14 protein-coding genes and 1 pseudogene are annotated in these 18699 nt (G+C 71.0%); 6 read left to right on the top strand and 9 right to left on the bottom strand.

The features are described 5' to 3' along the window. Position 1: 1 nt before the first annotated feature. Together ACWCRD_RS17960 and ACWCRD_RS17955 are read right to left on the bottom strand one after the other, a co-directional pair. Positions 2–1972, bottom strand: coding sequence for an N-acetylmuramoyl-L-alanine amidase (locus tag ACWCRD_RS17960; protein ID WP_450966780.1), 1971 nt, complete (start codon positions 1970–1972; stop codon positions 2–4). A 289-nt stretch (positions 1973–2261) separates the two neighbouring features. Continuing rightward, positions 2262–3404 (bottom strand): aminoglycoside phosphotransferase family protein, encoded by a 1143-nt coding sequence (locus ACWCRD_RS17955; protein WP_450966779.1) that lies wholly within the window; start codon positions 3402–3404, stop codon positions 2262–2264. Positions 3405–3648: 244 nt separating this feature from the next. Between ACWCRD_RS17955 and ACWCRD_RS17950 the strand changes: the two genes are divergently transcribed. Then, the gene (locus tag ACWCRD_RS17950; RefSeq protein WP_365842233.1) at positions 3649–5139 is read left to right on the top strand and encodes a DNA-binding protein NsdB; all 1491 of its coding nucleotides are present in this window, start codon (positions 3649–3651) and stop codon (positions 5137–5139) included. 50 nt (positions 5140–5189) lie between these two features. Here the strand turns inward: ACWCRD_RS17950 and ACWCRD_RS17945 are convergent, their stop codons facing one another. Further along, a complete protein-coding gene (locus ACWCRD_RS17945; protein WP_450966778.1) occupies positions 5190–6584 on the bottom strand; it encodes a PP2C family protein-serine/threonine phosphatase in 1395 nt (464 codons plus the stop codon). A 396-nt stretch (positions 6585–6980) separates the two neighbouring features. Here ACWCRD_RS17945 and ACWCRD_RS17940 point away from each other — a divergent pair, with 396 nt between their 5' ends. After that, complete coding sequence (locus ACWCRD_RS17940; RefSeq protein WP_450966777.1) at positions 6981–7394, top strand: SsgA family sporulation/cell division regulator; 414 nt, start codon at positions 6981–6983, stop codon at positions 7392–7394. A gap of 18 nt (positions 7395–7412) precedes the next feature. On the opposite strand, the pseudogene ACWCRD_RS17935 reads toward ACWCRD_RS17940, so the two are convergent. The 3 genes and pseudogenes from ACWCRD_RS17935 to ACWCRD_RS17925 form a co-directional block, all read right to left on the bottom strand. Further along, positions 7413–7897: pseudogene (locus ACWCRD_RS17935) on the bottom strand (AraC family transcriptional regulator); the annotation flags it as partial. 36 nt (positions 7898–7933) lie between these two features. Continuing rightward, the gene (locus tag ACWCRD_RS17930) at positions 7934–9031 is read right to left on the bottom strand and encodes a baeRF3 domain-containing protein (RefSeq protein ID WP_450966776.1); all 1098 of its coding nucleotides are present in this window, start codon (positions 9029–9031) and stop codon (positions 7934–7936) included. 81 nt (positions 9032–9112) lie between these two features. Beyond that, positions 9113–9535, bottom strand: coding sequence for a PaaI family thioesterase (locus ACWCRD_RS17925; protein ID WP_450967018.1), 423 nt, complete (start codon positions 9533–9535; stop codon positions 9113–9115). 79 nt (positions 9536–9614) lie between these two features. Between ACWCRD_RS17925 and ACWCRD_RS17920 the strand changes: the two genes are divergently transcribed. Then, entirely contained in the window at positions 9615–9875 is a 261-nt protein-coding gene (locus ACWCRD_RS17920; protein WP_450966775.1) for a MarR family winged helix-turn-helix transcriptional regulator, read from the top strand. Between the two features lie 10 nt (positions 9876–9885). Further along, entirely contained in the window at positions 9886–10041 is a 156-nt protein-coding gene (locus ACWCRD_RS17915; protein WP_450966774.1) for a hypothetical protein, read from the top strand. Between the two features lie 4 nt (positions 10042–10045). On the opposite strand, the gene ACWCRD_RS17910 is transcribed toward ACWCRD_RS17915, so the two are convergent. Continuing rightward, complete coding sequence (locus tag ACWCRD_RS17910) at positions 10046–11632, bottom strand: alpha/beta fold hydrolase (protein WP_450966773.1); 1587 nt, start codon at positions 11630–11632, stop codon at positions 10046–10048. 301 nt (positions 11633–11933) lie between these two features. Here ACWCRD_RS17910 and ACWCRD_RS17905 point away from each other — a divergent pair, with 301 nt between their 5' ends. Both ACWCRD_RS17905 and ACWCRD_RS17900 read left to right on the top strand, forming a co-directional pair. Then, a complete protein-coding gene (locus ACWCRD_RS17905) occupies positions 11934–12581 on the top strand; it encodes a chaplin (protein ID WP_450966772.1) in 648 nt (215 codons plus the stop codon). A 129-nt stretch (positions 12582–12710) separates the two neighbouring features. Further along, positions 12711–13565, top strand: a complete 855-nt coding sequence (locus tag ACWCRD_RS17900; RefSeq protein ID WP_450966771.1) for a GNAT family N-acetyltransferase — start codon at positions 12711–12713, stop codon at positions 13563–13565. Here ACWCRD_RS17900 and ACWCRD_RS17895 read toward each other — a convergent pair. Then, positions 13562–14290, bottom strand: a complete 729-nt coding sequence (locus tag ACWCRD_RS17895) for a class I SAM-dependent methyltransferase (protein WP_450966770.1) — start codon at positions 14288–14290, stop codon at positions 13562–13564. The genes ACWCRD_RS17900 and ACWCRD_RS17895 overlap by 4 nt on opposite strands. A gap of 7 nt (positions 14291–14297) precedes the next feature. Then, positions 14298–18593 carry an aminotransferase class I/II-fold pyridoxal phosphate-dependent enzyme gene (locus ACWCRD_RS17890; protein ID WP_450967017.1) on the bottom strand — a complete coding sequence of 1432 codons (4296 nt, stop codon included), beginning with the start codon at positions 18591–18593 and terminating at the stop codon, positions 14298–14300. Positions 18594–18699: the final 106 nt, after the last annotated feature.

The raw sequence follows: 18699 nt of genomic DNA, 5'->3' as shown, positions 1-18699 counted from the left end.
GCTACCGGCGGGACCGCACCACCTGCACGTCCGCGGCCCGTACGAACGCCACCCGGTGTCCGAACTGGATCTCGTAGTACAGGTCCGTGCCGACCACGACCCGGTGCGAGTCGGTGGTGAAGGTGACCGCGTAGTAGTACTCGCCCGGCACCGTGTCGCCGACCACGTACTTCTGCCCCTTCGGCAGTGTGTACGGCAGCGGCGACACCGCCTGCGCGGGGACCTCGGCCGGGTAGGCCGAGGCCTCCGGGTAGGCCCGCCCGTACACCGGGACGCTCTCCAGGCCCGGCTTCGGGGTGACCACGTAACCCGACGCGTCCACCGCGGTCCGGTGCTTCGCGGGGTTCTTGAACCATGCCTTCTGGCCCAGGTACCAGATCGCCGTCCAGTCGCGGTAGTGGCCCGCCACCGCGAACTGCTGGCCGGTGGAGGCCCGGGACCCCACGTCATTGACGTCGATCGTCGAGTCGGCGTTCTTGTGCAGACCCACGTCCCTGATCAGGGCCGAGTGCTCGTCGTGAGCCGAGTACAGCCGCACCTCGCTCGAGCCGTGCGCCGCGCAGGGCTCGTCCTTGGTGACGCAGCCCGTGTACTCCGGCTGGTTGGCCTCGTAGTCGGGCCGGATCGTCACCAGCCCGCCGCTCTTGCCCGCGGTCTTCCGGAAGGGATGGCCCAGCAGCTCGAAGTAGTGCCGCCAGTCCCAGAACGGGCCGGGGTCGGTGTGCATGCCCGGGATGGCCGACGTCGTCGGGCCGGGCACATTGTCGTGGCCGAGGATGTGCTGCCGGTTCAGCGGGATGCGGTACTTCGCCGCGAGATACCGCACCAGGCGCGCCGAGGCGCGGTACATCGCCTCCGTGTACCAGGCGTCGGGCGCGGCGAGGAAGCCCTCGTGCTCCAGGCCGATCGACTTGGCGTTGATGTACCAGTTGCCCGCGTGCCAGGCCACGTCCTTGGCCTTGACGTGCTGGGCGATGAGGCCGTCCGTGGAGCGCAGGGTGTAGTTCCACGACACGTAGGTGGGGTCCTGGACCAGCTTCAGCACCCCGTCCCAGGTGCCTTCGGTGTCGTGGATGACGATGTACCTGATGCTCTGCGAGGCGGGGCGGTCGCCCAGGTCGTGGTTGCCGTAGTCGTTGTTCCCGAACTCCTCGTACGGCGCCGGGATCCACTGGCAGGACACCGACTTCGGGCATTCCGTGCCGCCCGCGGAGACGGTGCGCAGGCCGGACTTCTCCAGCTGCGCGGTGTCGGGGGCGAGATCCGGCTGGGCGGTCAGCACGACGTGCTCCCCGGCGTCCGTCGTGCGCTGCTCGCCGGTGCGCATCACCTCGTACACGTCGTTCGCGTAGGCCGCCGCCGTCGAGGTGTCGTCCGCGCCCGAGAAACGGGCCACCGCTCCGTACCACTCCGCCGGATCGGCGCTGAGCGGCTCGCCCAGCTCCTTCTGCTCTGCGGCCAGCAGCGCGGCACCGCCCGCCACATTGGCGGCCGGGTCCGTACGGAGCCGCTCGGCGCTCAGCCCGGTCAGGCCGGCCGCCTTCGGCAACGTCTTGAGCCGGGGCGGGAGTTCGGAGTTCTCCGGCACCTTGGTGTCCGGGTGCAGGGCGGCGCGGGCCGTGTCCCCGCGGGCGTCCCCCGTGCCGTCGCTGTGGCGCGCCGTGCGCGCGATCGCCGTATGGGCATCGGTGAGGTGCATCGGGCCGTAACCGCCCGACACGCTCGGCGCGCCCCCGTGCGCGTCCCACCGGGACTGCAGATACGACACGCCCAGCAGCACGCTCTGCGGCACGTGGTACTCGGCGGACGCCGAGGCGAACGCCTGTTGCAGCCGGTCCGCGGCGGGCCGGGCGTCGGACGGGGCCGCCCCGAGCAGCGGCAGCAGCAGGGCCGCCGCGGCGAGGGCGCCGGCGGTTCTGCGGGCGCGTCTGTGGCCGGGTGCGGACGTGGGGTCGGTGGCAGATCCTCGCAATGCAGCCTCCTGGGACGAACGAGCGTGGCGGGGCGTGCAGGGCCGAGCGGTGGGTCAGTGGTACCCGCTGGCCGACGATCCGTCAATCATGCCCAGAGGCAGGAGATTTCCCATGTCAACACGAGCGTGGAGGAGTTTCCCGGCGGCGGCGGGCGGGCCTGCGGGGCGTCAGTGGCGTACACCAATGGCCCCTGGCGAAGACGATTCGGAAAGTCTGTCCGCGCAGGTCCGCACATACGAAGGTCCGCGGTACGCCGTGTCCTGGGCGCACCGCGGACCTTCGTCCCCGTCAGCGAGTGCCGACCGCCGCGCGTACGGCCCGACGGGCCAGCTGGCAGTCATCGTGCAGCCGCCTGAGCAGCAGCCGCTGTTCCTCGCCGGACGGCGCAGCACCCGGGTGGGCCACTCCCGGTGCCGCCGGGGTCGTGTCGTGCATCGAACGCTGCACGGCCGTTTCGTAGGTACGGATCTCACGGGTCAGTACGAGCATCAGGTTCACCAGGAACGCATCCCGTGAGGCCGGACCCGCCGACTGCGCGATCTGGCTGATCTGGCGGCGGGCCACCGGCGTGTCGCCGAGCACCGACCAGAGCGTGGCCAGGTCGTAGCCCGGCAGGTACCAGCCCGCGTGCTCCCAGTCCACCAGCACTGGACCGGCCGGTGAGAGCAGGATGTTCGAGAGCAGTGCGTCGCCGTGGCAGAACTGGCCCATGCCCTGTCGGCCCGCCGAGTGCGCGATGCCGTGCAGCAGCTTCTGCAGGTCGCCCATGTCGCGGTCGGTGAGCAGGCCCAGTTCGTGGTAGCGCGAGATACGGGCCGCGTAGTCGAGCGGGGCGTCGAAGGTGCCCGCCGGCGGCCGCCACGCGTTCAGCCGGCAGATGGCGCCGAGGGCCGCCCTGATGTCCGCGCGGGGCGGGGCTTCGACCGGGTGCCGCTGCAGGGCCGCGACCCGTCCCGGCATCCGCTCGATGACCAGTGTGCAGTTGTCCGGGTCCGCCGCGATCAGCCTCGGCACCCGCACCGGAGGGCGGTGCCGGACGAACGAACGGTATGCCGCTATTTCATGGCGGATCCGCTCGGCCCATGCGGGGGAGTGGTCCAGTAAACACTTGGCGACGGCCGTGCTGCGCCCCGTCGTACCGACCAGGAGCACGGACCGGCCGCTGCGGCGCAGCACCTGCACCGGAGCGAACTCGGGACAGATCCGGTGCACCGACGCGATCGCCGTACGCAGCTGGGCGCCCTGGGGGCCGGACAAGTCGAGTCTCCCGCTGAGCGGTTGGGTGCCGAGACCCGGCACGCGCCGCGGCCGGGCCGCGCCGAGCGCGGGGGCCGCCGGACGCGCGGCGGGATCGAGGTAGGGGCCGCTGCCCGCCGGGCGGGAATGCAGCGACCGGGGCGGGGCGGACACGGAGGACGATGCTGCGTACATGGGCGAAACAGATCCCTTCGTGTGCCTGCGACGACAATGCGCTGCCCGGCCCGGCGCCCCGGATGCACCCTGGGGAATGCATCCCTTGTTCCAGAAGGCGACCGGGTCGGGGTGGCGCTTTCCTACCTGACACCCGATGCCCAGTGGCACACCATCTGGCGAACCCTGGCGAACCCTGGCGAATAGTCGCCCGGCAACTTGCACCGGGCTACTGTCAACTCAGCCGAGAACCTGGGGGCTTGACGTGAGCGGACAACCCAACACCCGCCTTGCGGACCTGTTCGGCCTGGCCGGCTGGTCCAAGGGTGAACTCGCGAGGCTGGTCAACCGGCAGGCGGCGGCCATGGGCCACCCCCAGCTGTCGACCGACACCTCCCGCGTGCGGCGTTGGATCGACATGGGAGAGATCCCGCGCGATCCGGTGCCGCGGGTGCTGGCAGCTCTGTTCACCGAGCGTCTCGGCCGTGTCGTGACCATCGAGGACCTCGGTCTGGTCCGGCACGGGCGTGCGGGGAAACGGCAGGACGCCGGGAGTGTGGAACATCCCGACGGTGTGCCGTGGGCGCCCGAGCGGACCGCGGCGGTCCTCACCGAATTCACGGGAATGGACCTCATGCTCAACCGACGCGGCTTGGTGGGCGCGGGTGTCGCGCTCACCGCAGGATCCGCACTCAGCAGCGCCATGTACGACTGGCTGCACACCGATCCGACCCTCTCCGCCGATGCTCCCGACTTCGACAATCCCCTGCATGCCGACCCCGCCGGGTTCGACCGCTACGAGGCCGCTCCCATCGGGTCGCAGGAGATCGAGGAGCTGGAGCGCTCGGTCGAGGTGTTCCGGGCCTGGGACGCTGCCCGTGGCGGCGGGCTGCAGCGCAAGGCAGTCGTGGGCCAGCTCAACGAGGTGGGCGGCATGCTCGCCTACCGTCACCCCGACCATCTGCAGCGCCGCCTGTGGGGCGTCGCCGCCAATCTCGCCGTCCTCGCGGGCTGGATGTCGCACGACGTCGGCCTGGAGCCCACGGCTCAGAAGTACTTCGTCATCGCCGCCCATGCCGCAAGAGAGGGCGGCGACCGGCCCCGCGCCGGAGAGGCACTCTCCCGGGCGGCGCGCCAGATGGTGCACCTGGGCCGGCCCGACGACGCACTGGACCTGATGAAGCTCGCCCAGTCCGGCTCCGGCGACGAGGTGCTGCCGCGCACCCGGGCGATGCTCTACACCATCGAGGCCTGGGCACAGGCCTCCATGGGCAAGGGCCAGGCGATGCGCCGCACTCTCGGCCGGGCGGAGGACCTCTTCGTCTCCGACCGGGGCGATGTGCCGCCGCCGAGCTGGATGCAGATGTTCAAGGAGGAGGACCTGTACGGCATGCAGGCCCTGGCCTACCGCACCCTGGCCGAGCACGAGCCGGGAGCGGCCGTGCACGCCCAGCACTACGCGGAGAAGGCGCTGGCTCTCAGGGTCGACGGACGGCAGCGGTCGAAGATCTTCGACTTCCTGTCCATGGCGTCGGCCTGCTTCATCGCCGACGACCCCGAACAGGCCGACCGTTATGCACGCCTCGCTCTGATGTCGATGGGATCCAACTCCTCCCACCGCACCTGGGACCGGCTGCGCCAGATGTACCGGCTCACCGCCGAGTACTCCAGCTACCCGAAGATCCACGAGCTGCGGGAGGAGATCAAACTCGCGTTGCCCAGGACGGCGAAGGGCGGCAACAGCGCACGGGCATAGGGGGCCTGTGCAGCTGCCGCTGCTTCATCTCACCGGGTCACCCGGGCGGTTCACCTCACCTTGGCGACGAGCAGGCACGCATCGTTCTCGCGGTCGGCCTCGCCGTACTCCTCCACGACCATCCGTACGCAGTCCTGCGCGGTCGCTGCCTCGCCGAAGCGGGGGGCCAGATCGAGGAGTTGCTCCCCGGTCAGGGTCTCCGTACTCCTGCGCCCGGTCACCAGCCCGTCGGTGTGCAGCAGGAGCAGATCGCCCGGCTCGAGGGTCTCTTCCGCCTGCTGGTAGGAGACCTGCGAGGTCGCACCGAGCAGGACGCCGTTCGGTGCATGCAGCCTGCGCCCCGTCCCGTTGCGGAACAGCAGCGGGGCGGGGTGTGCTGCCTGTGCCCAGGTCAGCGTGCGGGTCTCGGGGCGGTAGCGGCAGCAGACGGCGGTGCCGAGGGCCGGTTGCACGGTGGCGTCGAGTAACTGGTTCAGCCAGGCCATCAGTTGCCCGGGCTCGGTGCCGGCCATCGCCATGCCGCGCACGGCGCCCAGCAGCGTCGCCATGCCCGAGGCGACGGCCACGCCGTGTCCGGTCAGATCGCCCACGCTGAGCAGGGTCTGGCCGTCGGGCAGTTCGAGCGCGTCGTACCAGTCGCCGCCGATCAGGGCAGTGGTCGAGGACGGCAGATGGTGCGCCGCCAGGTCCAGGGTCTCGGGCCGTTGCTGCGGGAGCCGCAGGGAGCCGCGCCATGGCGGCAGCACGGCCTCCTGCAACTCGACCGCGAGCCGGTGCTCGGTCTGCGCGCGGTGCTGTTGGCGCTGCAGCGAGTCACGGGTCTCGCTCACCACCTTCTGGCTGCGGCGCAGTTCGCTGACGTCTCGCAGTACGGCCCACATCGAGGCGGTGCTGCCGTCAGTGTCGAGCACGGGCTCGCCCATCATGTGCACCGTGCGCACCTCGTCGTCCGGGCGCACGATACGGAACTCGCCGTCGATGGGCTTGGCGTCGATCAGGCAGTCCGTGACCATCGCCGTCAGCTTCGCGCGGTCCTCGTCCAGTACCAGGGAGGGCAGTTCGTCGAGGGTGAGAGCGGGGGTGGCGGGGTCGCGGCCCAGGATCTGGTAGAGCTCGCCGGACCAGGTCGCCTCGTCCGTCAGCAGGTTCCACTCGGCGCTGCCGACCCGGCTGAGCAGAGAGTCGTGCCGGGGCGCGGAGGGCACGGGCGGCGGTCCGTCCCGCAGCTGCCCCAAGTGGGTGTCGAGGTCGCTGAGTTGGTGCAGTGCCAGGTCGCACAGCGCGCGCTGCCAGCGCTCCTGCGGGTCCGAGCCGTCGCCGCGGGCGTCCTGCCGTACGGCGTCCACATCGCCCTTGAGTCGCCGCGTCTGCGATATCAGCGCCTCGACCGAGCCACGTCCTGGCGGCTGGGCGGCTGGGTGATCCGCAGAGAGGTGGGACGGCATGACGCACTCCGATGCGGGGACGGGACGACCGGGGCAGGCGGCTTGAAGGACCGTTACGACTGTGGCACAGCCCGCGACGCCCTGTAAGGGATTTGGCAACACACGATACGGTGGTGCTTCTGGCATATGCCACAGTCTTCACGGAGCGGTCGTGCGGTGCGAATGGCGTACGTCGCAGGCTGGTCAAGTCGTAGGCAGCGTACGTGATTTGAAGGGTTGTTGTGAATTTCGCATGCGCGTTCAGCCGTGCATTCGACGCTCACTTGTTCTAAGCCTTGCCTAGTGACGCAGGTCACGGAAATTCGCAAGCGCTTCCACGTAATGCAGATGCCTCCTGCGGGGTCGTACAAGCACACCGGAAATCCGGCCGACCTCCGACCGCAGTGGAGACCGACCATGGACCTCACCCTCGAGCAGCCCGCCCGCGGCCGTCTGATCACCGCCGACGAGCGGGAGCTCCCGGTTCCCGCCACGCTGCGCTATGCCGCCACGGACCCGCTGGCCGTGCACCTCGAATTTCCGCCCGAGGTCTCCCTGGACGGCACAGGAGTCACCTGGACCTTCGGCCGGGCCCTGTTGGAAGAGGGGCTGCGCCGTCCCGCCGGCAATGGCGATGTGCACATCTGGCCGTGCGGACAGGCCCGCACCGTCATGGAGCTGCACTCTCCGTTCGGCCTGGCCCTGCTCCAGTTCGACACCGCCGCCCTGCGCCGGTTCCTGCTGCGCACGTACGCCGTGGTGGCGGCCGGGCAGGAGGACATCGGCGCGGCCGTCGAGGAGGGGCTGAACTCGCTGTTCGGCAACGTCTGAGGGCCGTTCGCTGGGCCGTCAGCGCAGTGCGGCCTCGCCCGCGCGGACGGCATGCAGGGCACGCTCGACGCTCTGCTCCCTCTCGCCGACCGGGGCCACGTAGTCGAGGACGTCGTGTGCGGCGTCCTCCCCGAGGGTGCGGGTGATGACCCAGGTGGCGAGATACTGCGAGGCCAGACAGCCGCCCGCCGTGGCGATGTTCCGCTCGGCATGGAACGGCGCGTCCAGCACGGTGACACCGCAGTGTTCGACAAAGGACCGGCTCTTCCAGTCCGTGCAGGCGGCACGGAGTGCAGCAGCCCGAACCGGGCGAGCGCCAGCGCGCCCGAACACTGCGCACCGATCAACTGGCGCCCGGGGTCGAGCGGCAGCCGGGAGATCAGCCGGTCGTCGGCGACCACGTCCCGCGTCGTCACGCCGCTGCCGATCAGTACGACGTCGGCTTCGGTCCCGAACTCCACGGGGCGCTGCCCGGTCACCTCGACACCGTTCACCACGGCGACCTGCACGAACATCTCCTCGGGCACGGCACCCGGAGATCAGTAGCGCAGGATTCCCGCGATCCCGTGGGCGTCGCCCAGCGTCCCGTCCGGGACGAAGCGGACGTCCGCGCCTGTCTCCAGGCACTGTTCGACGATCTCGTCCACGATGTCCTCGCGGGAGTCGAGATCGCCGCTCTCGGCCGGGATCAGATGGCCGTCGAGCACGTCGCGCACCGTCACCCGGTAGTTCTCCTCGACCGCGAGCAGCCGTACACGGCCCTCGCGGGCGCTCTGCCAGACCTCGTCGACACCGGCGGCGAACGCCTTGCGACCGCGGGCCGATTCGAGCTCCCGGGCCACGGCCTCGGTGCTTCTGCGGGCCTCGGCGGCGACCTTCGGCCGTACCGCCTGCCATACGGCGTCGGGCGTGCCGTGCGCGAGACCACCGTGCGGCACGTGCACCGCCTCCTTGGTGACGCTGCCGACCTCGTCCATCGCGGACAGGGCCGCCTGCTCGCCCGTGACGTACAGCGGCCGCGGCCGTTCGCGCAGGACCATGCCCATCGCGGCGTCGGCCTCCCGCAGGAAGTGGCGGGTGTCCTCGTCGCGGAAGGTGCTCGGCATGTCGCCGATCCGCTCCTGTCGCTCGGCGTCGAAGTTCACCGGGCGCCTGGTCATGGGGAACCCGCCGGCCCGGTCCTCCGTGACGCGGTCGGTGCCGCCGCTCCACAGGGTGACCCGGTCGGAGGAGACCGACAGGACCCAGAACGGCCGTTCGGCCGCGTGCGCGGAGACGAGGCTGCGGGTCAGGAAGGTGTCCGCGAGCACCACGCGCTCCGGCACCGTGCGGGCGAGCGACCACACCTGGTGCTCACCCGGGGCCGCGAAGATCACCAGGCCGTCCTCGGCATGCGCGAGATCCACCTCCTGAAGGGCCTGGTCGAGCTGACGGACCACCTCGGAGCGCCGTTCGCGGGTCACCGCGGGATCGGACTCCAGCTGCTTCTTGGCCTCGGCCACCACATTGCGCAGCCGGACCGGATCCTGGGCGTTTTCGGGCTCCCGGCGGTGTGTGGGCGTCAGCACCGACACGGCCGGATAGGCGCGCGGGCGCCGGAGCTCGGAGAGGGTTGAGGGACTCAGGTCGTGCTCCATACCAAGCACGATAGGGCCGTTTCCCCCAAAGGGCATTAGGGGCGGCGACGCTGGGCAGTCAGGACAATTCCGGCTTCCGGCCTACCGCCGCTCGCCGTTCGGCTCGATCACCGCGATGTTCCCCTGCGCCACGGCGCACAGGGTCTGCGCCCCGGCGGCGTCGATCGTGATCAGGTCGCAGCGGGTGACGATCCGGGTGCGGCCGGCCCGCACCACGTGGCCGTGCGCGCGCAGGATCTCGCCGATGGCGGGGCGCAGGTAGTCGATGGTGAACCCGGACGTGATCAGACCCGCCCCCGCAACGGTGCCCGCGGCGAGGGTCAGCGTGTTGTCGGCCGCGTAGGAGAGCACCCCGCCGTGCACGAAGCCGTACTGCTGGAGCAGCTCCTCGCGGATGTCCAGTTCGAGGGTGGCCTCGCCGTCCCCGAACTCCGTCACCCGGGCGCCCAGCAGCCTGCTGAAAGGCTGCTGGGCGAGGATCTTGCGGGCCAGGTCCAGATCCATCGTCCTGCTCACCTCTTCAGCTCACTTCACTAGTGAAGTGAGGGTGGCGCGGGCCGGTGCCCTCTATCAAGATCGGCCCATGTCCGAGCCTGATCAGCGTCTTTACTTCCTGCTGCAGCGGGCGGCGCACCAGCTGCGCACGACGGTCGACCGCCGCTGTCTGGCGGCCGCGGGCGTCACCACCGCCCAGCTCGGGGCGCTGTTCGCCGTGCGGGACCAGCCCGGGCTCACCCAGCAGGATTTGGCCCGCGTCCTCGGCCTGCGGGAATCCGCGGTCACCGCCCTCGTCGGACGGCTCACCGCGGCGGGGCCTCCTGCTCAAGCAGCAGCATCTCCATGAACACCGGGCCGTGAGGCTGGAGTTGACCGAGGCGGGCGTCGCCGCCCTGCGCGCCGCACAGCCGGAGGTCGACCGTCTGAACGCGGAACTGCGGGCGCTGCTCGGCGAGGACGGGTCCGTACGGACGGCGGGGGCACTGCAGCAGCTCGCTTCCTGGGAGAGCTGACACGTCAGGTGTCCGGCGTCGCATCGTCCTCCGGGCCGCACGAGCTGCCGGTCGGCGGCAGGCTGCCGTAGAGCAGGAAGTCGTCGACCTTGCCCTGCACGCACTTGGAGGACGCGTAACCGGTGTGGCCCTCACCCTTGTTGTCGAGCACCACGGCTGAGGAGCCCAGCCGCTTCGCCGTCTCCACGGTCCAGCGGTACGGCGTCGCCGGATCGCCGCGGGTGCCGACGAGCAGCATCTTCGCGGTGTGGACGTCGTGCACACGGTCGCGGATGAAGTCGGTGCCCTTGGGGCGGCCGTAGCACATCAGCAGCTCGGTGAGGCGGTAGCGGCCGAAGACCGGGGAGGCCTGATCGTACTCGGCGCGCAGCCGGCCGAGGTTATTGACGATCTGGTCGGCGCCGGGGCGATCGGGATCGTCCGCGCAGTTGATCGCCATGAGCGCCGCCGGAAGATTGTCGAGCGGGACCTCGTTCTCGTCGACCAGGCCGCCCCCGGCATGCTGCCGGAAGGGAAGCGCGGCCCCACCGGACGAGAAACCCAGCACCCCGCGTGCGTCGCCGTCCTCGACCAGCTCGGCGATCGCGCGCTCCAGCGACGGCCACAGGTCCTTGCTGTAGAGCGCCTGGCTGATCGCCCCCACGAGATCCTGCCCGGTGAACTCCGGGCCGAAGTCCGTCGGCAGCGGGTCCTTGTCGAGGGAGCCGACGAGCTGGACGACCTGCTGCCGGGCGGCGCGCGGATCCCGGCCGAACGGACAGGCGATGTCCTTGGTGCACCAGGTGACGAAGTCGTCCAGGGCCGTCTGCTGTCCCTCGGCGCCCGCCACTCCCTGCTCGGACATCGGTTCGGTCAGCGTGTCCACTCCGTCGAGGACCAACCGCCCGACCTTCTTGGGGAATTCGGCCGCGTACACGGCGCCGAGCCGGGTCCCGTAGGAGAAACCGAGGTAGTTGAGCTTCTTGTCGCCGAGCGCCGCACGCATCACATCCAGGTCGCGTGCGGCGTTCACCGTGCCGATGTGGGGGAGTACCGGACCCGAGTGCTTCGCGCACTCGGCGGCCGCCTCCTTCAACTGCCGCAGCACGGCCCGCGGATCGTTGCTCTCCGCGATCCCGTCGGCCGCGGCCGAGGCCTCCTCGGAGCCGTCTCCGCAGCTGACCGGCGAGGACCTGCCGACCCCGCGCGGGTCGAAGGTCACCACGTCGTAGCCGTTGGTGAGCCTCATGAAGTCCTCGCCGCCGGAGGCGAGTTGGCTGACGCCCCCGGCTCCGGGGCCGCCGAAGTTCAACAGCACCGAACCCCGCTTCCTGCCCGTCGCCCGGTAGCGGGCGAGGGCCAGGTCGAGCGTGCCGGACTTCGGGCTGGCGTAGTCGAGGGGGACGGTGACCTTGGCGCACTGAAGGTCCTTGGGCATGTCGTCGCCCTTGCACCCGGACCAGGTGAGCTTCTGCCGGTAGAACCGCGACAGGTCGGGCTCGGTGCCGTCCGATGCTGCCGTGGGCAGCCCTGCGACCAGCAGGGACAGGCCTACGGCTCCGGTGACGGCAAAGCGTCGGACAGCGGGCCGCGTTGACAGCTTGACCAGCATCAATGCCTCCCGGGGCGCCCGCCGGGGACCGGGAGAACGGCGCCCTCGATCACGATAAGCGGATGCCGCAGAGCGCGCCTCCGGGCGGGCGGGACCGCGCAGGATGCCTTATCGTGCGCACCTTCCCCGCGGATACGGCCGCGGTTTTGCCGCCCGTTCGACAACCGGACCGCTCGATGGAGTGAAAGCCCGATAAGCCATAACTCGGATGGTTTCCCTCGCGTTCTATCCGGTGCGGGCCAGTGCCCGCTTCTCCGGCGCGGGTATCTGCCCGCGACCATGTCTGGAAGGCAGGGAACCTATGAGAAGGGTTACCCGAAACGGTGTGATCGCCGTCGCCGCTGCCTCGGGAGCGATGGCCTTGACGGTTCCGGCGTATGCCGGAGCCACTGCGGACGGCGCGTCCGCCGACTCGCCGGGCGTGATCTCCGGCAACACCGTCCAGCTCCCGGTGCACGTCCCGGTCAACGTGTGCGGGAACACCGTGAACGTGGTGGGGCTCCTCAACCCGGCCGTGGGCAACAGTTGCGGCAACAAGAGTGCGGGCGGCAGACACACCACGGCCGGCACCTCCACCGGCGGCAGCACGGCCCACGGCAGCGGAAAGGATTCGCCGGGCGTGATCTCCGGCAACACCGTCCAGCTCCCCGTGCACGTCCCGCTCAACATCAGCGGGAACACGGCCGACGTGGTCGGCGTCGGCAACGCGGCCGGCGGCAACAAGCCCCCGGACACCTCCGGCGGCCACACCCACCACTGCACCAAGCCCGCACCGGCCCGGGCGCATCCGCAGCCCGCGACCGCGCAGCACGCCGCACCACGGCAGGCGCCGGCATCCCTCGCCCACACCGGCACCGACCGGACCCTGCCCGCAGCCGTGGCGAGCGCCGCCCTCGTACTGGGCGGAGCCGCCCTCCGGCGCCGCTTCCGCCCACGCTCGCTGCGCTGAGCCCGCCCGCACGGCCAACGGCTCAATCACACCGTGACGCGCCCCGCAAGATCCGCAAGGATGCTGCGGGGCGCGGTCGATCACCGCGCGCCCCTGTCCGCCGTACCCGTCACGGAATGGAGCGCACGCATGACCTCCGCTGCCCTCGAAGACCTCGTCGTCACCCAGGCCGTACCCGAGGACTGGCCGGTGATCAGCGGATGGGCCGCGGACGAGGGATGGAACCCGGGAGCGGCCGACGAAGCGGCGTTCTTCGCGCAGGACCCCGACGGCTTCTTCCTCGGCCGGATCGACGGTGAACCCGTGTCGGCGATCTCGGTGGTCAACTACGGCTCCGACTACGCCTTCCTCGGCTGCTACCTCGTCCGGCCCGACCTGCGCGGCCGCGGCCACGGCCTCACCACCTGGAAGACCGCGCTGGCCCACGCGGGCAGCCGCACCATCGGTCTCGACGGGGTGGTGGCCCAGCAGGACAACTACCGCCGCTCCGGCTTCGAACTCGCCCACCGCACCGTCCGGTTCACCGGGACCGCACCCGCGGCCGAGGCCCTGGCCGGCGTGCACCCTGTGCAGGAGACCGACCTGCCCGACATCAGCGCCTACGACAGCGCCTGCCACCCGGCCGACCGCCCCCGCTTCCTGGCCCACTGGCTCACCGGTACCGGTCACCGCGCCCTCGTCCGCCGCACCGGCGACCGCGTCACCGGCTACGGAGTGATCCGCCCGGGCCACGACTCGCTCCGCATCGGCCCGCTCTTCGCCGACACCCCCGAGGACGCACAGGCCCTGTTCACCGCCCTGACCGCCGAGGCGGCCGGCAGCGAGGTCGCCGTCGACGTGCCCGAGACCAACGCGCCGGGCATCGCCCTGGCCGAACAGGCAGGGCTCACCCCCTCCTTCGAGACGGCCCGCATGTACACGGGCCCCGTCCGCCCCTACGCCCAGGACCGCGTCTTCGGCGTGACGACACTGGAACTCGGCTAACGCGCCACCGCCGTGAGCAGCACCATCCCCGAGTCCCCGTAGTCCGGCAGGGTCGGGTCGGCGTCGATGTGGCTGACGGACAGGTCGCGGGTCATGGGAGAGAACACCCTGGTCACCGTGTCCGGATCGACCGGGCAGCCCGGCCAGCGCGACACCGGCCCGATGCGGTACGTGGGCATGTTCTCCATGAAGGCGGCCACCAGGTGCCCGCCGGGGACCACACAGCGGACGAAGGCGCGGCAGAAGTCCGTGAACTCCGCGTAGGCCTCGGTGGCGCCCTCGGCGACGAAGTGCATGGACGCCAGCTCGTACCCTGCGGGCTCCAGCTCCCTGACGTCCGCGTGGACGACGTTGACATGCGCGAGCGCCCCGGCCAGCGTGGCCGGCAGACCGGGGTTGAGGCGTCGGCACAGCGCGTGGAACGGCAGCCAGCTGGCGTCCGGGCCGCACTGGATCTGGCGCTCCAGGTAGGCGATGTTGCTCGCCCCTGCGTCGACGGCCTCGATCCGGCGGCTCGCGGCGGCCGCGAGGATCAGGGGATACAGATTGGGTCCGGCCCCGAACTCCACCGAGCGCCCGATACAGCCCGGCGCGAAGCGGCGGTAGAACGCCGAGTGGTGGGTGATGACCGCCGCGTCGGAGGGGTGCAGATCGCGGTAGTTCTCCGCGAGGTAGTCCGCGACCGGCCAACGGTCCCAGTCGACATCGTCGTTGTGCGTCTTCATGGCGGTCTCAGACCTTCGCCCTCAGCGGGAACCGCGCGGCGAGCCGGGTCAGGGTCCCGTTCAGCCGCTCGATGTCCTCGTCCGAGTTCAGTGCCGTGATCTGGATCCGGAAGCCCACCCGGTCCCGCGGCACCAACGGGTAGGCGGCCAGCGTCACATAGACGCCCTCCTCCCACAGGAACGCCCCGACCGCGTCGAGGTCGTCCGCGTTCGCCAGCGGGATCTCGATGATCGGCAGCCGGTCCGTGTTCAGCGTCCTGACGTCCAGTCCGTCGAGGTGGTCCAGCACCCGAGCGGTCCTGCGGTACAGCCCGGCGCGCAGCACGTCCCCGCGGCGGTCGTTGACGTCCAGCCCGGCCAGCGCCGTGGCCAGGGAGGCCGTCGGCGAGGGACCCGAGTACAGGTAGGGCCCCGCTGCCGTCTTCAGCCGGTTCTTCAGCTCGGTGGGCAGTGCGAGGAAGGCGAGCAGCGACGAGTACGCCTTCGAGAAACCGGCGGCCAGGACGATCCCGTCGTACGACTCACCGGTGTGCCGCACCACGCCGTTGCCGCGCGAGCCGTAGGGGCACAGCTCCTCGGGGCCGCGCTCCCCGAGCACCCCGAAGCCGTGCGCGTCGTCCACGTAGAGCGTGGCACCCCCGGCGCGGCAGACCGCGGTCAGCGTGGGCAGGTCGGGAATGTTGCCGGTCATGCTGTTCACGCCGTCCAGGCACACCAGTCGCGGCAGGCCCGCGGGCACCGAGGCCAGCAGGGTCTCCAGTTCGTCGGGGCGTTGCGCGTGGAAGCGGTGCAGGGTGGCGCCCTGGCCGCGGGCCACCACGCAGCCGTCGTACACCGTCCGGTGCGCCGTCGACTCCACGAACACATGGCCGCCCTCGGCCAGCACCGGGATCGTCGAGGCGTGGATCAGGGTCAGCGTGGGCAGCAGCAGCGTGTCCGGCGCGCCCAGCAGGTCCGCGAGCCGTGCCTCGATCTCCGGGTACAGGCGGGGGCTGCCCAGCAGCCGCGACCAGCTGGGGTGCGTGCCCCAGCGCCGCAGGGCGGGTTCCACGGAGTCGATGATCTGCGGGTCCCAGTCGAAGCCGAGGTAGTTGCAGGACGCGAAGTCGACCAGCCAGTGGCCACGGCTGCGGATGTGCCGGCCCCGCACCTCGTCCAGCACGGCGTCGCTCATGGGGCTGGTGCGCCGCAGGTGTTCGAGGTCCGCCCACAGTGCCGCCCGCCGCTCCCGGGACGCGGGCCGTGCGGCAGGGACGGTCACCTTCCTGGTGGCGCCGTCGCCGGGCGCGTAGCAGCGGCCCTCGCTCTCCCGCAGCACGCGCTCGCTCTGCTCCACCGTCATCGGCTTGGCGAACAGATAGCCCTGCCCGAACCGGCATCCCATGCCGGCCAGCAGATCGCGCTGTGCCGTGTCCTCGATCCCCTCGGCGATCACCTGCAGGCCCAGGGTGTCGGCGATCCGCACGATGCCCTCGACGAGCGCGACCTGCTGCGCGTCGCGCGCGATGTCGTCGATGAACGTCTTGTCGATCTTCAGCGCGTCGATGGGGAAGTCCCGTAGATAGCGCAGCGAGGAGAAGCCCGTCCCGAAGTCGTCGACCGCGATGTGCACGCCCAGCTCCTTCAGGGAGCGCAGCACCGACTGGATCTGGGTGTCGCGGCGCAGCAGCACCGTCTCGGTGAGCTCCAGCTGCAGCGAACCGGGGGCCAGGCCCGGCGTGCGCAGCGCCTGGCCGACCTGGTCCAGGAAGCCCGCGTCGCGGAACTGGCGGGCGGACACGTTCACGCTGACGTACGGCGGGCTGACGGGGCCGGGCAGCTGCTGCAGTCCCACGATGTCGCTGACCGCGTTCTCCAGGACCCACGCCCCCAGCACCCCGATGTGCCCGGTCTCCTCGGCCAGCGCGATGAACTGCTCGGGTGTGACGGGCCGGTGCGGTGCCTTCGGCCAGCGCACCAGGGCCTCGAAGCCGACGACCTCGCCCGCGGAGATGTCCACGACCGGCTGGTAGCGCAGGGCAAACTCGTGGCCGGCGACCGCCTGGGCGAGCCGGCTCTGCAGGTCGTGCCGCTCGACCATGCGGGTGTGCAGCAGCGGCTGGAAGCGCCGCCACTGCCGCTTGCCGGCCGACTTCGCCGCATACAGCGCGAGGTCGGCGTGGCTGAGCAGCTCCTCCGCGTCCGTGCTGTCGCGGGCCGTGGCCACCCCCACGCTGGCGGACACCGTCACCGACTCGTCGGCGAGGGCGAACGGCCTGGTCAGCGTCTGGATCACCTGGGCGGCCAGCAGCTCCGCGTCCAGCGGTTCACGGGCGTCCTCCATCAGGACGGCGAACTCGTCGCCGCCGAGCCGGGCCGCGGTGTCGGTGCGCCGCAGCGTCTTGGAGAGCCGGTCGCCGACGGCGATCAGCAGGTGGTCGCCGGCCGAGTGCCCGAGCGTGTCGTTGACCTGCTTGAAGTCGTCCAAATCGATGAAGAGCAGACAGGTCATGGACGACTCGCGGCGGCCGCGCAGCAGGGCGCGTTCGATCCGTTCGAGCAGCAGGGTGCGGTTGGGCAGGCCGGTCAGCGAGTCGTGGAAGGCCCGCTGGGTCAGCTCGTGCGCCAGCCGGCGCTGCTCGGTCACATCGCGCAGGGTGACGACGAGCCCGGCCACGGTCCGCTCGTCCCGGAAGTCGCTGCATCGCACCTCCACCTCCACACGGCCCGCCCGGTGGCGTACCCACCAGTGGTCGTGGGTGGCCCGCGGCCCGCTGTCCCGCACGGCCGTCAGTTCCCGCGCCGCACGGTGCCGGTCCCGCGGGTCGACGAGGTCGGGCAGCGATTCGCCGACGACGTCGTTGGTGCCGAAGATGGTCGCCGCGGAGGGACTGGCGTACCGGATGGTGTTGTCGTCCTCGACGATGAGGATGACGTCCGAGGTGTTGCGCACCAGCGTACGGAAATACGCCTCGCTCTCCCGGCGTACGATCTCCTGGCGCAGGACGATGCGCTCCATGGCCAGTCCCGCGTGCGAGGCCAGGATCTCCATCGAGCGCCGCGTCTCGCTGAGCGGCCCGGCCGGTCCGGCGACCAGCAGGACGCCCGGGACGTCGCCGTACGGGCGGTCGGGCGGGATCATGAGGCAGACCAGGACCGTTGCGGCCTCGTCCAGTTCGGCGCCGGTGTCCGTACCCAGGTCGCGGGCGTGCACGATCTGCGCGTGATACGGCGCCAGATCCGTCGCGCGTTCGGCGGGCAGCAGCAGGGTCCGGTGACCGACCATGGTGCCCAGGAGCCGGTCGACCGCGGCCTCGCAGGACCGTGCGACCTCCTGCTGCCGGACCGCCGAGACCAGCGAGGCGGCCGCCCTGCGCAGGGCCAGTTCCCGCGTCACCGCCTTGCGGTGGGCCACCACCATCCCCGACAGCCGCAGGATCACCAGCAGGAAGAGCACACCGGAGAACGCGGCGATCACGGACGCGTCGTGCGCCGAGCGCGTCAGCCCCTCGTACAGCAGGATTCCCGGCGCGATGAGCGTGACCAGGGCCAGCATCACGAGCCGCCGCCGCGGCGGCAGCAGGGAGCCCTGCTGGGGCAGGGCGGCGGTCAGCTGCACCATGTCCGGGTGCAGTGCGGCCTGGCCCCAGGCGGTGTAGAAGACGATCCAGCCCGAGTCCAGGACCGTGCCCGCCTGCCAGGTCTCGTTGAGCTGCAGGATGCCGTAGGCGATGTCGAAGCCGAGCAGCGTCACCGTCCCGACGACCAGGTACTGCACCGACCGGTTGTGCCGGTCGACCGGATTCGGCGTCAGCAGCCGTGCCAGCAGGGCCAGGACCAGGACGTCGCCGAGCGGGTAGGCGATGCTGATGGCCCGCTGCTGCCAGGTCAGCCCCTGCACCGTGGTGAGCGGCTGCACCAGGTACACCCACACCGGCAGCGCCAGACCCGCGGTGATGATCAGCGCGTCGAGCAGACTCGGCAGGTCGTGGCCCGCCCAGCGGTACCGGACCAGGCCGGACAGCCCGATGGCGAAGAGCGGATACGTGGTGAGGTAGGAGGCATCCGCGGGGGAGGGGAAGGGGTTGGAGGCGTGGAAGTACTCCTCCACGACGTTGTAGTAGGTGTCGCCCGCGATGAAGGTGAGCAGGCCGGCGGCGAGCACCCACCATGGCCAGGGGTGTGCGGGCCGGTTGACCTTGCTGCCGATGAGCACGGCGGCGGTGCCCGAGAGGCCGATGACGGCCCACACGGGAGCGCGCGCCGCGGGCACCGTCAGGTAGACGGCCGTGGCGGCGGCCACCAGCGCCATATGTGCGGCCATCAGCCGCTTTGCCGGCAGCAAGGGCAAGCGCCTCCCCCCGTTGGAGGAGACCGGGCCGTCCACCTGGTCTGGTCGTCCTGGCTCCTAGATCGTAGGCACTGAGGAC

The organism is Streptomyces sp. NPDC002092 (assembly GCF_053593775.1).
This window is presented reverse-complemented; position numbering and strand designations above follow the sequence as displayed.

Coding starts and splice junctions, on each gene's coding strand:
- ACWCRD_RS17955 (WP_450966779.1), bottom strand. CDS start 3,404: ATGTACGCAGCATCGTCCTCCGTGTCCGCCCCGCCCCGGTCGCTGCAT.
- ACWCRD_RS17945 (WP_450966778.1), bottom strand. CDS start 6,584: ATGCCGTCCCACCTCTCTGCGGATCACCCAGCCGCCCAGCCGCCAGGA.
- ACWCRD_RS17940 (WP_450966777.1), top strand. CDS start 6,981: ATGGACCTCACCCTCGAGCAGCCCGCCCGCGGCCGTCTGATCACCGCC.
- ACWCRD_RS17930 (WP_450966776.1), bottom strand. CDS start 9,031: ATGGAGCACGACCTGAGTCCCTCAACCCTCTCCGAGCTCCGGCGCCCG.
- ACWCRD_RS17925 (WP_450967018.1), bottom strand. CDS start 9,535: ATGGATCTGGACCTGGCCCGCAAGATCCTCGCCCAGCAGCCTTTCAGC.
- ACWCRD_RS17920 (WP_450966775.1), top strand. CDS start 9,615: ATGTCCGAGCCTGATCAGCGTCTTTACTTCCTGCTGCAGCGGGCGGCG.
- ACWCRD_RS17910 (WP_450966773.1), bottom strand. CDS start 11,632: ATGCTGGTCAAGCTGTCAACGCGGCCCGCTGTCCGACGCTTTGCCGTC.
- ACWCRD_RS17905 (WP_450966772.1), top strand. CDS start 11,934: ATGAGAAGGGTTACCCGAAACGGTGTGATCGCCGTCGCCGCTGCCTCG.
- ACWCRD_RS17900 (WP_450966771.1), top strand. CDS start 12,711: ATGACCTCCGCTGCCCTCGAAGACCTCGTCGTCACCCAGGCCGTACCC.
- ACWCRD_RS17895 (WP_450966770.1), bottom strand. CDS start 14,290: ATGAAGACGCACAACGACGATGTCGACTGGGACCGTTGGCCGGTCGCG.
- ACWCRD_RS17890 (WP_450967017.1), bottom strand. CDS start 18,593: ATGGCCGCACATATGGCGCTGGTGGCCGCCGCCACGGCCGTCTACCTG.